Source organism: Paramesorhizobium deserti, assembly GCF_001558695.1.
Lineage (GTDB): Bacteria > Pseudomonadota > Alphaproteobacteria > Rhizobiales > Rhizobiaceae > Paramesorhizobium > Paramesorhizobium deserti.
Genome location: NZ_LNTU01000034.1, coordinates 87,452 through 102,954 on the forward strand (window position 1 = coordinate 87,452; position 15,503 = coordinate 102,954).

The 15,503-nt window shown below is 60.5% G+C and carries 13 protein-coding genes; 11 read left to right on the forward strand and 2 right to left on the reverse strand.

Annotated features, from left to right (window positions below; all coding sequences use genetic code 11):
- Window positions 1-57: 57 nt before the first annotated feature.
- From ATN84_RS16690 to ATN84_RS16725, 8 genes are all read left to right on the forward strand, one after another.
- Window positions 58-1,221: an aminodeoxychorismate synthase component I gene (locus ATN84_RS16690; RefSeq protein WP_068883504.1), complete on the forward strand. Its 1,164-nt coding sequence runs from the start codon at window positions 58-60 to the stop codon at window positions 1,219-1,221.
- Entirely contained in the window at window positions 1,170-1,829 is a 660-nt protein-coding gene (locus ATN84_RS16695; protein ID WP_068883506.1) for an aminotransferase class IV family protein, read from the forward strand. Before ATN84_RS16690 ends, ATN84_RS16695 begins: the two co-directional genes overlap by 52 nt.
- 128 nt (window positions 1,830-1,957) lie before the next feature.
- Entirely contained in the window at window positions 1,958-3,403 is a 1,446-nt protein-coding gene (locus ATN84_RS16700; RefSeq protein WP_068882810.1) for a homospermidine synthase, read from the forward strand.
- Window positions 3,404-3,572: 169 nt separating this feature from the next.
- A complete protein-coding gene (gene omp10, locus ATN84_RS16705; RefSeq protein ID WP_068882811.1) occupies window positions 3,573-3,950 on the forward strand; it encodes an outer membrane lipoprotein Omp10 in 378 nt (125 codons plus the stop codon).
- A gap of 167 nt (window positions 3,951-4,117) precedes the next feature.
- On the forward strand, window positions 4,118-6,025 hold the full coding sequence (locus tag ATN84_RS16710) for a 5'-nucleotidase C-terminal domain-containing protein (protein WP_068883508.1): 1,908 nt from the start codon (window positions 4,118-4,120) through the stop codon (window positions 6,023-6,025).
- Window positions 6,026-6,212: 187 nt separating this feature from the next.
- Entirely contained in the window at window positions 6,213-7,226 is a 1,014-nt protein-coding gene (gene hemH, locus ATN84_RS16715; RefSeq protein ID WP_068883510.1) for a ferrochelatase, read from the forward strand.
- Window positions 7,227-7,345: 119 nt separating this feature from the next.
- The gene (locus ATN84_RS16720; RefSeq protein WP_068882812.1) at window positions 7,346-8,323 is read left to right on the forward strand and encodes an SPFH domain-containing protein; all 978 of its coding nucleotides are present in this window, start codon (window positions 7,346-7,348) and stop codon (window positions 8,321-8,323) included.
- 20 nt (window positions 8,324-8,343) lie between these two features.
- Complete coding sequence (locus ATN84_RS16725; protein WP_068882813.1) at window positions 8,344-8,802, forward strand: NfeD family protein; 459 nt, start codon at window positions 8,344-8,346, stop codon at window positions 8,800-8,802.
- A 16-nt stretch (window positions 8,803-8,818) separates the two neighbouring features.
- Here ATN84_RS16725 and ATN84_RS16730 read toward each other — a convergent pair whose 3' ends face one another.
- A complete protein-coding gene (locus tag ATN84_RS16730; protein ID WP_068883512.1) occupies window positions 8,819-9,814 on the reverse strand; it encodes a KpsF/GutQ family sugar-phosphate isomerase in 996 nt (331 codons plus the stop codon).
- Window positions 9,815-9,967: 153 nt separating this feature from the next.
- Between ATN84_RS16730 and ATN84_RS16735 the strand changes: the two genes are divergently transcribed.
- Complete coding sequence (locus tag ATN84_RS16735) at window positions 9,968-11,686, forward strand: outer membrane beta-barrel protein (RefSeq protein ID WP_068883514.1); 1,719 nt, start codon at window positions 9,968-9,970, stop codon at window positions 11,684-11,686.
- Window positions 11,687-11,754: 68 nt separating this feature from the next.
- Here the strand turns inward: ATN84_RS16735 and galU are convergent, their stop codons facing one another.
- The gene (galU, locus tag ATN84_RS16740; RefSeq protein WP_068882814.1) at window positions 11,755-12,651 is read right to left on the reverse strand and encodes a UTP--glucose-1-phosphate uridylyltransferase GalU; all 897 of its coding nucleotides are present in this window, start codon (window positions 12,649-12,651) and stop codon (window positions 11,755-11,757) included.
- A 260-nt stretch (window positions 12,652-12,911) separates the two neighbouring features.
- On the opposite strand from galU, the gene ATN84_RS16745 reads away from it, so the two are divergent.
- Window positions 12,912-14,150 (forward strand): lytic murein transglycosylase, encoded by a 1,239-nt coding sequence (locus ATN84_RS16745; protein WP_068882815.1) that lies wholly within the window; start codon window positions 12,912-12,914, stop codon window positions 14,148-14,150.
- 147 nt (window positions 14,151-14,297) lie between these two features.
- Window positions 14,298-15,494, forward strand: a complete 1,197-nt coding sequence (locus ATN84_RS16750; RefSeq protein ID WP_068883516.1) for an SGNH/GDSL hydrolase family protein — start codon at window positions 14,298-14,300, stop codon at window positions 15,492-15,494.
- Window positions 15,495-15,503 lie beyond the last annotated feature (9 nt).

Genomic DNA, 15,503 nt, shown 5'->3' on the forward strand with positions numbered 1-15,503 from the left:
TGCAGCAAAAGCGGTCGGATCCATCCGCTTTTGCCGTTTCGACAGGATATGCAGATTGTGACCCCACTCGGCCCGTCCGACCCATTCATCCTGTTCCGGGATGACAAGGCGCAACGCGAGGTCCTGTTCGCCGAACCCTCCGAGATCATTCTTGCGGAGAATGCTGCGGATTTCGACAACGCCTTTGCCGCGGCACAGCGTGCCCATGATGCAGGAAAATGGCTTGCCGGCTATCTCTCCTATGAGGCCGGCTACCTTCTGGAGCCCAAGCTGGCGCCGATCCTGCCCGAGGGACGCCGCGCGCCGCTCATCTGCCTGGGGGTTTTTGACGGCCCGTCCGACCAATCGCTCCCTGAGCGTGAAGCGATGCCGGAGAATAACGCATTTCTCACCCGTCCGCGTGCCGCCTGGAATTTCGAGGAATATGAAAAGCGGTTTGCGCGACTGCACCGCCACTTGCGCGAGGGCGATTGCTATCAAGGCAATCTGACCTTCCCCGTCCACGCTCGCTGGTCGGGCGACCCGCTCGCCGCCTTCGATGCGCTCACCGCGCGCCAACCCGTGCGCTACGGCGCGTTTGCGAAGCTCGGCGGCCCGATCATCCTGTCGCGATCGCCTGAACTCTTCTTCGACGTCGATGCCGATGGCTGGATCGAAACCCATCCTATGAAGGGCACCACGCCACGCGGCAAAACGCCTGAGGAGGACGACCAGCTGCGCGATTTCCTGATCAACGATCCCAAGAGCCAGGCGGAAAACCGCATGATCGTCGATCTTCTGCGCAATGACATATCGCTGATCAGCGAACCCTCAACCCTTGAGGTGCCGGAACTCTTCAAGGTCGAACGCTATCCCACCGTGCATCAGATGATCAGCCGCGTTCGCGCCCGCCTCAACCCCGACCTCGAGCTCAGGGACATCTTCGCGGCGCTTTTTCCCTGCGGCTCCGTAACGGGCGCGCCAAAGATCCGCGCCATGGAGATCCTGCGCGAACTCGAAGGGGTGCCACGTGACGTCTATTGCGGATCCATCGGCTGGATAGGCCCGCAAGGCCGCATGCGCTTCAATGTCGCCATCCGGACCATCTCGCTTTATCCGGGCGGCCATGCCACTTTCAACATCGGCGGCGGCATCGTTTTCGATTCCACCGCGGAGGCGGAGTATGAGGAATGTCTTCTGAAGGCCCGGTTCGCGACGGGGATGGTCCCGACTACGAATTGATCGAAACGCTGCGCTGGGAGCCGCTTTCCGGCTTTTTGCGGCTGAAGCGCCATCTGGCACGGCTCGAACGCTCCGCTCTCGTGCTCGGCTTCCCGCTGGATGAGGCGCTGGTCCGCAACAAGCTGGACGAGATCGCCAAGGGCGACCAGGCCTTGCGCGTTCGCCTCACCCTCGATCCCGACGGCGTTGTCGACGTGACGACCAGGGCCTTCACGCTGCTTGCGCAAGATACGATCTGGCGCATCGCCATCGCCCGGACACGCCTCGACCGCAACGACCCGCTCATTCACCACAAGACCACGCGGCGGCAGGTCTATGATACCGCGCGGGCGGAATTTTCTCCGGCCGAGGTCGACGAAGTGGTCCTGCTCAATGACGAGGGAAAGGTTTGCGAGGGGACGATCACTTCAATCTTCGTTGACCGGGGCGGAGCATCCTGTGTCACGCCGGCGCTGCGCTGCGGTCTTCTGCCGGGCGTCTTGCGCGAGGAACTGATCGATAACGGCGTCACCTCGGAAGCGGAGCTGACGGTCGACGATCTGCGACAGGCAAAGAACATTCTGGTCGGCAATTCGCTGCGTGGGCTGATCCGGGCACAGCTGCTCTGATTTACAAGGCGCAACGGTAACGCTTTATTGTGACAGTAATCTATGGTTTAGCCGGAACGGGTAATCAATCGAACCCACAAGGAACGTACTGCACCGAAACATCAAACCCTGATTGGAGAGACGGGAAAATGGCGAAAGCGAAATGGCCGATCTACGGCGAAATCACCGGCCCCATAGTTATGATCGGCTTCGGGTCGATCGGGCGCGGTACCCTGCCGCTGATCGAACGCCATTTCAAATTCGACAAGTCGCGTCTGGTCATCATCGACCCGAGCGACGAGAACAAGAAGATCGCCGATAAGGAAGGCATCCGCTTCATCCAGGAAGCGATCACCAAGGACAATTACAAATCCGTCCTCGTCCCGCTGCTTACCGAGGGGGGCGGTCAGGCCTTCTGCGTCAACCTCTCGGTCGACACCTCATCCCTCGATCTCATGAAGCTCTGCCGCCAGCAGGGCGTGCTCTATATCGACACCGTTGTTGAGCCCTGGCTCGGCTTCTATTTCGACGAGAAGGCCGACAACGCCTCGCGCACCAACTATGCGTTGCGCGAGACGGTGCGCGCCGAAAAGAAGAAGAACCCCGGCGGCCCGACCGCCGTTTCCTGCTGTGGGGCCAATCCCGGCATGGTGTCATGGTTCGTCAAGAAGGCGCTCGTCGACCTCGCCACGGAATTGAAGCTCGATTTCACCGAGCCCTCGGCCGATGATCGCGAGGGCTGGGCGAAGCTCATGAAGAAAGTCGGCGTCAAGGGCATCCACATCGCCGAGCGCGATACCCAGCGCACCAAGCATCCCAAGCCGCTCAATGTCTTCTGGAACACCTGGTCGGTCGAGGGCTTCATTTCGGAAGGTCTGCAGCCGGCCGAGCTCGGCTGGGGCACGCATGAGAAATGGATGCCGAAGAACGCTCGCAAGCAGAAGAAGGGCTCGAAGGCGGCAATTTTCCTGGAGCAGCCGGGCGCCAATACCCGCGTGCGCACCTGGTGCCCCACGCCGGGGCCGCAATATGGCTTCCTCGTCACCCACAATGAGTCCGTCTCGATAGCGGATTTCTTCACCGTCAGGGACAAGAAGGACAAGGTGAGCTACCGTCCGACCTGCCATTACGCCTATCACCCGGCGAACGATGCCATTCTATCCCTCGATGAGATGTTCGGTGCGGCAGGCAAGCCTCAACCTGTCCAGCACGTGCTCGATGAAAATGAGCTGGTCGACGGTGTCGACGAATTGGGCGTGCTCCTCTACGGCCACGATCGCAACGCCTACTGGTATGGTTCCCAGCTTTCGCTGGAGGAGACCCGCAAGCTCGCACCCTACCAGAACGCGACCGGCCTGCAGGTGACCTCCGCCGTGCTTGCCGGTATGGTCTGGGCGCTGGAAAACCCCAATGCCGGCATCGTCGAAACCGACGAGATGGACTATCGCCGGTGCCTCGAAGTCCAGCTTCCCTATCTCGGTCCCGTGAAAGGCTATTATACGGATTGGACCCCGCTTGCCGGACGCCCAGGCCTCTTCAAGGAAGACATCGACACCAGGGATCCCTGGCAGTTTCGCAACATCCTAGTGCGCTGACAACAGGCCTGACAGCAGCATCGGCCCTCTTCCACGGCGCCTTCAGGCGCCGTTTGCATGTGCGGCATAAACGCAACACCTGCCGCCTTCTGCCTCGAAGTGGGGCTTGTTTTCGCTAAAATTTGGTTACATCACAAAGGAAATCCAAATTGAACGGGAGACCAAAAACATGAAACGCTTCGGATCAGCGGCAACGCTTGCAGTGGTTTCCATAGCGCTTGCCGCCTGCCAATCCGCGGGACCTCTCGGCGGCAATGTCCCGGTTGTTGCCCGGGGCGGCGGCATCGAAGGCAATTGGGTCGATGCGAACGGCATCACCTCCAGCTTCAATTCCGGTGTGTTCGTGACCCGGACGACCGACACCAACGAGAAGCTGGCGGAAGGCAACTACCGTTATGAAAACCCGCAGCTCGTCGCCATCGACATGCGCTCGCTGGTCCGCGGCACCACGTCGCGCGTCAACTGCGCCGTGGTTTCGCCTTCCCAGCTTAACTGCACTTCCTCCGCCGGATCGCAGTTCACGCTTACGCGCAGGGCTGCCGGATAATTCCGGCGGCCTGACCGGTTGTCAAACGATTTTCTTGCATCTTATGGTTGTGAAAGGCCGCTCGCCCGTATGATTGATCCTCGGGCGAGCTTGTCATCTTGCATCTCCCCGAGCATGGTATGACCGCTCATACTTCGAGTGGGCCGGCCGCAGGGAGCAAAGCCATGATGTCCAGATCCTTCACCCGTGCATTTCTCTGTTCTTCCATCCTTGCATTTTCGGCGGGAACGGCCTCCGCCGATTACGCGCTGAACATCCTGCACAACAACGATTGGCACAGCCGGATTGAATCGATCAACAAATACGATTCCACCTGCTCCGCCGAGGAGGAGGCCAAGAATAAATGCTTCGGCGGCGCGGCCCGGCTGAAAGCGGCGATCGATGCCCGCAAGAAAGCGCTAGAAGGTCAGAACGTCCTGCTCCTGAACGCGGGCGACAATTTCCAGGGCTCGCTGTTTTACAATACCTATAAGGGCGCTGCCGAAGCCGAATTCATGAACCTCATGGGCTTCGACGCCATGACCATAGGCAATCATGAATTCGATGATGGCGAGGACGGGCTCGACGCCTTCATCGGCAAGGTCGATTTCCCGATCGTCAGCGCCAATGTGCATCCCGACGTGAGCTCCAAGCTCAAGGACAAGTTCAAGCCCTATATTATCAAGGAAGTCGGCGGCCAGAAGATTGCGATCGTCGGCGCCGTGGCCAACGATACGGATACGCTCTCATCACCCGGTCCCCACGTCATGATCGAGGAGGATGTGGCGACGATCACCGCCGCCGTCGACGAGGTGACCAAGCAGGGCGTCGACAAGGTGATCGCGCTGACCCATGTCGGCTATCCACGCGATCTGGCCGCGATCGCCAAGATCCCCAATGTCGATGTCGTGGTCGGCGGTCATTCGCATACCCTTTTGTCGAACACCGATCCGGAGGCCGAAGGCCCCTACCCGACCTTTGTGGACAATCCCGGCGGCTATAAGGTGCCGGTCGTCCAAGCCCGGTCCTACAGCAAATATCTCGGTGAATTCACCGTCACCTTCGACGACCAGGGCAAGCCGGTTTCGGCCAAAGGCGACCCGATCCTGCTCGATTCCTCTTTCAAGCCGGATGAAGCAGTGGCGGCCCGCGTCGAGGAATTGGCCAAGCCGATTGAGGAGTTAAAGACCAAGGTCATCGCAAGCTCCACCGGCCCGATCGAAGGATCGCGCGAAATCTGCCGGGTTGCCGAATGCTCGATGGGCAATTTGGTTGCCGATGCCATACTGGATCGGGTCAAGGATCAAGGCATGTCGATCGCCATCATGAATGGCGGGGGCCTGCGCGCCTCGATCGATGCGGGTGATGTCACGATGGGCGAGGTGCTGACCGTGCTGCCCTTCCAGAACACGCTTTCCACCTTCCAGTTGAAGGGCGCGGACGTGACGGCAGCGCTTGAGCATGGCGTCGGTCAGGTCGAGGAAGGCGGAGGTCGCTTCCCGCAGGTCGCCGGACTGAAATATGCCTTTGATGTTTCGAAGCCGGCAGGTGAAAGGATTACCCGCGTCGAAATCCGTGACGGCGACGCTTGGAAGCCGATCGATCCGGAAGCGACCTATGGCGTCGTCTCCAATAATTTCATGCGCGGCGGCGGTGACGGCTACAAGATCTTCGCAACCAATGCGATGAACGCCTATGATTACGGGCCGAGCCTCGATCAGGTCGTCGCCGACTATCTCGCCAATCACCAGCCTTACAAGCCCTATACGGACGGGCGCATCCAGGCCGCCGAGATGATGACCGGCGGAACGGAGGCTCCGGCCGGCCAGGCCCCGGCTGCGCCGGAATCCGCCAAGCCTGCCGCGCCAGCTGAAACGACCGAACCGGCACAACTCGCACCGGCGGCAGGGCAAGCGACTGTGCCGCAGAAACCTGCTGCGGGAGAGCCTTATCTCATCAAGGCGGGCGACACCTTTTGGGATCTGGCGGCGAGCTTCTATGGTGATCCGGCCAAATGGCGCAAGCTGCGCGATGCCAATAGGAAATATCATCCCCGCCGCCTGCCGGTCGGTGGAAAGCTGACCGTTCCGGCCTGATAAAAACCTATAGGCGCCCAGGCCTTCGATTCACCGTGCCTGCGCGCTTTCGCATCATTGAAATCTTACCCGGAAACTCTACTTTTCGGACGTTTCAACCACGCGCCATCCGCCGCCTAGGAGAAAAAGATCGAAAATGAGTGCAACGGGCCGAACCAGGACAAAAAAGGCAGCCGCTACCGGATCGCTGTCAGCGGACAGGCCACCCGTTGCAAAGCCCAAGGTCGGTGTGCTCCTTGTCAATCTCGGCACCCCTGACGGCACCGATTTCGCGAACATGCGCCGCTATCTCGGGGAATTTCTTTCCGACAGGCGCGTCATCGAATGGCCCCGCGCCATCTGGTATCCGATCCTCTACGGCATTGTCCTCAACACGCGGCCGAAGAAATCGGGCCGCAATTACGAGCGCATCTGGAACAAGGAAAAAAACGAATCGCCGCTACGCACCTTCACCCGCTCGCAGGCAGAAAAGCTGTCAGAGACGCTGAAGGACCACCCGAATGTCGTCGTCGACTGGGCCATGCGTTACGGGCAGCCTTCGATCGAGGATGTGCTGACACGCCTGCGCAAGCGCGGGTGTCAGCGCATCGTCATGTTCCCACTCTATCCGCAATATTCCGCGACGACCACGGCTACGGTGAACGACAAATTCTTCGAGGCGCTGACGAAGACGCGCTTCATGCCCGCCGTACGAACCGTCCCTTCCTATGAATATGAGCCGGTCTATATCGAAGCGCTCGCCCGCTCGATCGAAAAGCATCTGGCGACGCTTCCTTTTGAGCCGGAGGTGGTGATCGCCTCCTATCACGGCATTCCGCAGAGCTATGCGAAGCGCGGCGATCCCTATCCCTCTCATTGCATGGCGACGTCGCGCCTCCTGCGCGAACGGCTCGGCTGGGACGAAAAGAAGCTCCTCACATGCTTCCAGTCGCGTTTCGGCCCCGAAGAATGGCTCCAGCCCTATACCGACGAAACGGTTGAAAGGCTGGCCAGGGAAGGCGTCAAATCCATCGCCGTCTTCAATCCCGGCTTCGTCTCAGACTGCCTGGAGACGCTCGATGAAATAGGCAACGAGGCGGCGGAGAGCTTCCACGAGCATGGCGGCATCAATTTCAGCCACATCCCCTGCCTGAATGATTCCGAGGAAGGTATGAGCGTCATCGAAACGCTGGTGCGCCGCGAGCTTCAGGGCTGGGTTTAAAGTCGATACGCACGCGGAGGCATTGATACACTTTTTCCGCGAAATCATGCTAAGGAAACAGCGGAAGTCGTGCCCCCAGGCGATTCGCGGATCAAGGGGCAACTATCAGGGAGTTCCTTATGTTCGGCGGTTTTGACCTCACTCTTCTGGTCCTCGCGATCCTCGTCCTTGCCACGCTTTTCGCGGGCGTCAAGACGGTTCCCCAAGGCTATAACTACACGGTGGAGCGCTTCGGCCGCTACACGCGCACGCTTTCCCCCGGGCTCAACATCATCGTTCCCTTCTTCGACCGTATCGGCGCCAAGCTGAACATGATGGAACAGGTCCTCGACGTGCCGACGCAGGAGGTCATCACCCGCGACAACGCCACCGTCGCCGTCGATGGCGTCGCCTTCTACCAGATACTCAATGCCGCCCAGGCCGCCTATCAGGTTTCGGGGCTCCAGAATGCCATTCTCAACCTTACCATGACCAATATCCGCACCGTCATGGGCTCGATGGACCTTGATGAGCTCCTCTCCAACCGCGACACCATCAATGAGCGCCTTCTGCGCGTTGTTGACGAGGCGGCGCATCCCTGGGGCATCAAGATGACCCGCGTCGAGATCAAGGACATCAACCCGCCCAAGGATCTGGTCGATTCGATGGCCCGCCAGATGAAGGCCGAGCGCGACAAGCGCGCCCAGGTGCTGGAGGCCGAAGGCGACCGCAACGCGCAGATTCTCCGCGCCGAAGGCTTGAAGCAGGCGCAGATCCTTGAGGCGGAAGGCAAGCGCGAGGCCGCCTACCGCGAGGCGGAGGCCCGCGAGCGCCTGGCGGAAGCCGAAGCGAAGGCGACAACGGTCGTCTCGGAGGCGATCGCCCAGGGCAATGTCCAGGCCATCAACTATTTCGTCGCGCAGAAATACACCGAAGCGCTTGCGAAAATCGGCACAGCCAACAACCAGAAGATCGTGCTGATGCCGATGGAAGCCTCATCGCTGATCGGCTCGCTCGGCGGCATCGGAGCTATTGCCAAGGAAGTCTTCGGCGACGCTGCGGCGCCCGCCGCCCCTTCCCGCACCCGCAGCGTGCCGGGCACGGGCCAGAAATCGTAAGTGGCGTGGTATAATCGGCCATGATCGCGGATATCGTTTCCCAACTCGGCGCCTGGAACTGGATCGTTCTCGGCATCGTCTTGCTTCTCCTGGAATTGCTGACGCCTGGAATCTTCTTCGTCTGGCTCGGTATCGCCGCACTGATCGTCGGCGCGCTGGCGCTCTTTCCCGGCACCGTGCTTGGCTTTGGCTGGCAGGCGCAGATCATCCTTTTCCTGGTGCTTTCCGTGGTTTCCGTGCTGATCGGGCGGCGCTATTTCAGTTCGGAATCGGAGGAAAGCGACCAACCGCTCTTGAACCGCCGCGGCGAACAGCTGATCGGACAGACGGCGACGCTGAAGGAACCGATCGTTGACGGCCATGGCCGCATCCGCCTCGGCGATACGCTATGGCGCGTCAAGGGACCGGACATGAAGACCGGAACGCGCGTGCGTGTCACGGGTTTCGAGGAAGGCACGCTCGTCGTCGAGGCTGAGTGAGAAAAACGCTTGCCGTTCAGGCCACCCCGATCCGCAACAGATCGTGGAAGTGAATAAGCCCCACCGGGCGGCTTTCCTCGGTGACGATCAGGGCGCTGATATTATGCTCGTTGAGAAGACCCATCGCCGCGCCGACCAGCAGATGCGGCGCGACCGTCTTCGGCCCGCGTGTCATGATGTCATCAACCGTCAGTTCGCCGAGATTGCGGTGAAGGTTGCGCGCGAGATCGCCGTCGGTGACGATCCCGACAAGCAGCCCATCTCCATCGATGACGCCGACACAGCCGAAGCGCTTGTGTGAAAGGACCTGCATCGCCTCCGGCATGGATGTGCCGAGCGGGACCAGCGGCAGTTCATTGCCGCGATGCATGATATCGCGCACATGGGTCAGGCTCGCGCCCAGCGAGCCGCCGGGATGAAACGTCCTGAAATCACTGGCGGTGAAGCCGCGCGCCTCGAGCAACGCCACGGCGAGCGCATCGCCCATGGCGAGCTGCATCAATGTCGACGTGGTGGGCGCAAGGCCGTGCGGACAGGCTTCGTCCGTTCTCGGCAAGAGCAGCACGATATCGGCTTCGCGCCCGAGCGTTGAATGCTCGCGCGAGGTCAGCGCAATCAGCGGGATGCGGAAACGCCTGGAATAGCTGACGATGCCCTTCAGTTCCGCGGTTTCTCCCGACCAAGAGAGAGCAAGAATGATGTCGTTGCTGCTCACCATGCCGAGATCGCCGTGATTGGCTTCGGCCGAGTGGACGAAGTGGGCTGGCGTTCCCGTCGAGGCGAGCGAGGCGGCGAGCTTCGAGCCGATATGCCCGCTTTTGCCAATGCCTGTGACGATGACGCGGCCAGCGCTGCTGGCGATGCGTTCCACCGCCTCGGCGAAAGGTTTGGCAAGGCCGTTCTGAAGCGCTTCCTCGAGCGCGGTCAAGCCGGCTTTTTCCGTTACGATGGTGCGCAAGGCCGAATCAAGCGCCGCCTGCGCATCCGCTTTTCTGTCTTTGACATCCTGCATGGGCGAAAGCGTTAGCGCTTTGCGGCACATCTGTCCAATCTTTGTTGTTCTGCGAGCGCGATAGCAGGGCTTCGCAAGGTCCAAAGAAACCAAGCATTAACCATGTCGATTTACGTTCAGTGAACCACGTTGCAACCGGTTCCATTCCTGATCATGCATCCAGCCGTCCCGCCTCCCGGCATTAAGCCGCGTATCGCCAGCAGGCGTCGCCTTGCCGGGCTGTTCCTGGCGAGCGTTGCCGTTGGTACGGTCAACTTTCCGGCCCGGGCGCAGGACGTCGGCTTGCGCGGTTCGGTATTGGAGGATGTCCTCGGCACATCGACATTATCACAGCAGCAGAGCCGTCCTTCCCCCGTGACAGCGGCCAGTACAATCGCGTCCACCTATGATCCGGCGAGTCCCGGAGCACTTTCCGATGAAAGCGATGGTGCTGATGTCGAAGGCGGAGATGCGCTGGCCGACGGAGGAGAGGATGCGACCGATCTGGACGATGCCACGCTGCTGGGTCAGCCGATTGCGCCGGAGGGGTTGCAGTCGCCGCCGATTCCCGGCGAGAACCCGGCCAGGCGTACTGCCAGCACCGCCACCGACGATGAAAGCACCAACCAGCCGGCTCCCGTCGATTATCTGCGCACCGGCACGGTCGATAGCGAAGAACAGAACGACACGGGCCGGGTCATGCCGGAAAACGAGAGGCACTCGCCGATCGAGAACCGCTCTCGCCCGCAGGCCGAGCAGGATCCGTTCGCCCCGGTCGGCCTGCGCGCCGGTTCATTCCTTCTGCGCCCGACATTGGAACAGGGCATCCGCGGCACCAGCAATGCCGACAACAGCTCCACCGGCTCCGACGCCATCCTGTCCGAAACCACGCTACGGCTCGGCGCCCAGTCCGACTGGTCGCGCCATCAGGCGACCCTCGACGCCTCCGGCAGCTGGGCCAGGACGATTTCCGGCCAGGATGTTTCCGAACCGCGCCTCGATATAGAAGGCCGCCTGCGGCTCGATCTCGGTGACCAGACGACGGTCAATTCGAGCGCCGGTTATCACCTTCGCCGCGAAAGTGCCAACAATCCCTATGGCGTGCCCGGCGCGCTGAAGCGCCCGATCGTCCAGACGATGAACGGCAGCCTCGGCGTCGAGCGCGAAATCGGGCTCATCTTCGGCGGCGTAACGGGACGTGTCGAACGTTCCGTCTATGGCGACGCGGAACTTTCGACCGGCGGCGAGGTCAGTCAGAAGGACCGCGACAATACCTTCGCCAGCATCACCCTGCGCGGCGGCTATCAGCTTTCAGCCGCGATCAAGCCGTTTGCCGAAATCGAGATCGGCAAACGCGCCTATGACGAGAAGCGGGATAGCAATGGCTTTGAGCGCGGCGCCACGCGACTTGGCGCGCGTGCCGGCGCTATTGTCGACATGGGCGAAAAGCTCAACGGCGAATTCTCGCTCGGCTATCTCCGCGAGAATATCGAGGATGAGCGCCTGGATGACATCAGCGGCCTATCGCTCAACGCGGCGATGAACTGGTCACCCGAGCGCGGCACCGATGTCAGACTGGCCGCACAGACGATCGTCGAGGGCGCGACCGCGCCCGGCGAAAGCGGTTCCATCCTTTATCTCGCCAATATCGACGTCAAGCGCCTGATCCGCGCCAATCTCACCCTGGACACCAGTCTGGATGTCACCGTGCGCGACAATCGCGACGGATCGGGCACCGATTATGGTCTCGGCGCGGAGCTCGGTGCCACCTACTGGTTCAACCGCTTCGTCGGCATCAATGGCAGCTATCGCCACGAATTCATGAAAAGCGATGTCACTTCCCGCGAATACACTTCCAACAGCGTTTATCTCGGCGTGAAGCTGCAGCGGTAAATTGAAATGAAACGTCGACGGGACAGAGGGAGGCGCTGTCCCGCTATAATCTTAATTTTCTTCCGTGCTCAATCCCCCACCTTGATCGTCTGCAGCAATTCCCCGATCGAGTGCTCTACATTCGGACGGATGTCCTTGCGCCACAGCGCGAAGGCCACGTTGGCCTCGATGAAGCCCTCCTTCGAACCGCAATCGAAGGTCCGCCCGGTATAGTGATAACCGTAGAAGGGCTGCTCCTCGGCCAGTTTCAGCATTCCATCGGTCAACTGGATCTCACCACCGGAACCTTTTTCCTGTTTCGCGAGAATCTCGAAGATTTCCGGCTGTAGAATGTAGCGTCCGTTGATATAGAGATTCGACTGCGCGGTGCCCTTAGCTGGTTTCTCCACCATACTGGTGACCGCGAAACCGTTGCCGACCGGCTCGCCACGCCCGACGATCCCGTATTTATGTGCTTCCGCCGGATCGCATTCCTGCACCGCGATGACATTGCCGCCGCTCTGCTCATAGAGCTCCACCATCTCCGCCAGGCAGCCTTTCTTCGACTGCATGACCATATCGGGCAGAAGCAGCGCGAATGGTTCATTGCCTACCAGCTCGCGCGCGCACCAGACGGCATGCCCGAGCCCGAGCGGCACCTGCTGGCGGGTGAAACTTGCCGTTCCCGGCTGCGGCTGGATGCTCTGCATATGGGTGAGCTGCTCGTTCTTGCCGCGTTCGGCAAGCGTCGAATAGAGTTCCACCTGCGCATCGAAATAATCCTCGATCACCGCCTTGCTGCGGCCCGTGACGAAAATCAGATGCTCGATCCCGGCCTCGCGCGCCTCGTCCACGACATATTGGATGACCGGCTTGTCGACGACGGGGAGCATTTCCTTTGGGATGGATTTGGTGGCTGGCAGAAAGCGGGTGCCAAGACCTGCCACGGGGAAGACGGCCTTGCGAATCTTTTTCTTTGAACTCATTCCTCTTTCCAACTCCACAAGAAAATAACAATGGGCCCCAACCTGTAGCCGATCATGGCAATATAGCGATGAACATCGGAAAAAATGCCTAACGCCGTTGGGTAGCCGATCACGTTGCGTATCGCGGCGTAAAACGCCGCTTGAGCCGGCACAGCGACCGCCTCTTGGCGAACTGCAAGTGCATGGTAAACTAAATGCTAACCTCAAACGGGTATTTTCCAGTCTGCAGGAAGGGATTGCAGATTACCAAGGAGAAAAGCATGATTCGGACGCGCCCCGTTTCGATCGGGCGGATCGGAAAAACGCTGGCGAGAATAGCTGCCACCGCAGCGTTGCTTTCCGCGTTGACGACAGCCAGCGCATTTGCCGACGCAAAGTTCCAGCGTTGGATCGCCGATTTCCGTTCGGTAGCCCTCAACAGCGGCATCTCGTCGGCGACCTTTAATAGCGCCTTCGCCGGCATCACCGCGCCCGATCCGGAAGTTCTGCAGAAGGCCCGCTATCAGCCGGAATTCACGGCGCCTGTATGGGATTATATTGACAACCGCGTCAACGAGAATTCGGTCGCAACGGGACAGGCCATGGCCCGCCAATGGAAGGGATGGCTGTCACGCATCGAAAAGCAGTACGGCGTCCAGAGCAGCGTCCTCCTCGCCATCTGGTCGATGGAAACCAATTATGGCGAAATCCTCAAACGCGACGAAGTGATGCGCGATGCGATCCGGTCGCTGGCAACGCTTGCCTATGCCGACAAGGCACGCGCCAAATATGCCCGCACGCAGCTCATCGCCGCCATGAAGATCCTGCAGACCGGCGATATCGACCGTAGCCATCTGACCGGCTCCTGGGCCGGCGCGCTCGGCCATACCCAGTTCATCCCGACGAGCTATCAGGCCTATGCGGTCGACATGGACGGCAATGGCAGGCGCGATATCTGGACCTCCGTGCCGGACGCACTGGCAACGGCGGCCAACCTCCTGAAGCGCAATGGCTGGCAGCCGGGCAAGACCTGGGGCTATGAGGTCGTCCTGCCGGCTGGGCGTAAATTCCTTTCCGGCTCGCTCACCTTGGCCGAATGGCAGAGGCTGGGCGTGGTGCGCGCCAATGGCAAGCCCTTCCCTTATCCTTCGGAAAAAGCGACGCTGAAGGTGCTGGACGGACGTGGCGGCCCAGCCTTCCTGATGACCAAGAACTTCTTCGTCCTGAAGCGCTATAACAATGCCGATAAATATGCGCTTGGCGTAGGGCTTCTGGCCGACCGGATCGCCGGCTATCCAGGTCTCGTGCGGGACTGGAACCGCCCCTTTACGCCAATCACGATGAAGGAGCGTGAGGAGTTGCAGCACCATCTTCAGGTGCTCGGCTATTATGACGGCAATATTGACGGCAAGATCGGCTCCGCCTCGCGCAAGGCGATCGAGGCTTTCCAGAAACGCAATGGTCTTGCCGCGGATGGGCATCCGAGCAAGGAAGTGCTTTCGGTCCTGCGCCGGCGCTAACCAGCAGAATCGGAATCGCGTGACAAAGAAGCCCTTCTGCGCTGAAATGGTGCAGAAGGGCTTTAGACTTGAGGAACGGGTGTGAAGCGGACGACCAATCCGGCTGCAATTTTTTGGAAGCTTCTGGCGCTTCTGCCGGCGGCGGCCATGCTCATTATTGCGGCCATGCCCGATGCTTCCGCGCAAGGACGGCCGAAAACATTGCTCGATCTCTTCTTCGGCAGGCGGGAAGCCCCACCCGACTATTACTACGATCCACCGCCACGTAGGGTCACCCGCCCTTCCAAACCGTCCACCCGGAACCGTTCCACTTCCGGTCGCTCTACACGATCGCGAGCGCCAGCAGTCGCGGATACGCCGTCCAGGCCCCCCGCACCGGCACCTGTGGAGAAAAATCCGGACGCGAAAACCGTGCTGGTGATCGGCGATTTCATCGGCGGAGGTCTTGCCGAAGGCCTGGAGGAAGCGCTGGCGCAGAACCCGGATGTACGCGTCGCAAACAGGGTCAACGGCTCCTCGGGTTTCGTGCGGACCGACCATTACGATTGGCCGGCAAAGATCAAAGGCATTCTTGATGAGGAAAAGCCCGCCGCGATCGTAGTCATGATCGGCGCCAATGATCGCCAGCCGATCACGATAGAGGGCACATCTCAGGATCCGCGGACCCCGACATGGACCGCGGAATATACAAAGCGCGTCGAGGGTTTCGTCGACACGATCAAGAAAGCGGGCTATCCCCTCGTCTGGGTCGGTCAGCCGCCTTTCAAGCCGCGCGGGATGTCGCAGGACATTCTGGCTTTCAACGAGATTTACCGGAACGCCACCGAAAAGGCCGGTGGTAGTTTTGCCGATGTCTGGGACGGTTTTGTCGATGAATCAGGCAATTTTGCGCTGTCTGGCTTTGACATCAACGGCCAGACGGCGCGATTGCGGGCCAATGACGGCATTAACATCACGCAGGCGGGAAAGCGCAAGCTCGCCTTCTATGCCGAGAAGCCGCTGCGACAATTGCTGGGCGACGCTCTGTCGCCGGATGCGGCGCCGAAACCGGGCGATTTGCCACAGCCCCCACCTGAAACGGCCAAGATACCGGCGAAGATCGATCGCATCGCGCCGGTCAGCCTCAAGGACCTCGATCTGGACAGCGGCAACGAATTGCTCGGCGCCCATCTCGGTAAATCCCTCGCGCCGATCAAATCCGCCCGCGACCTTCTCGTGATCGATGGCGTAGCGGCCAAGCCCCAGCCTGGACGCGCCGACGATTTCACCTGGCCGCGCAAGCCGACGCTGACGGCAAAACAGCCGGTGCCGACCGACGACACGACGACCGGCACAACACCTTGATACGTCCGC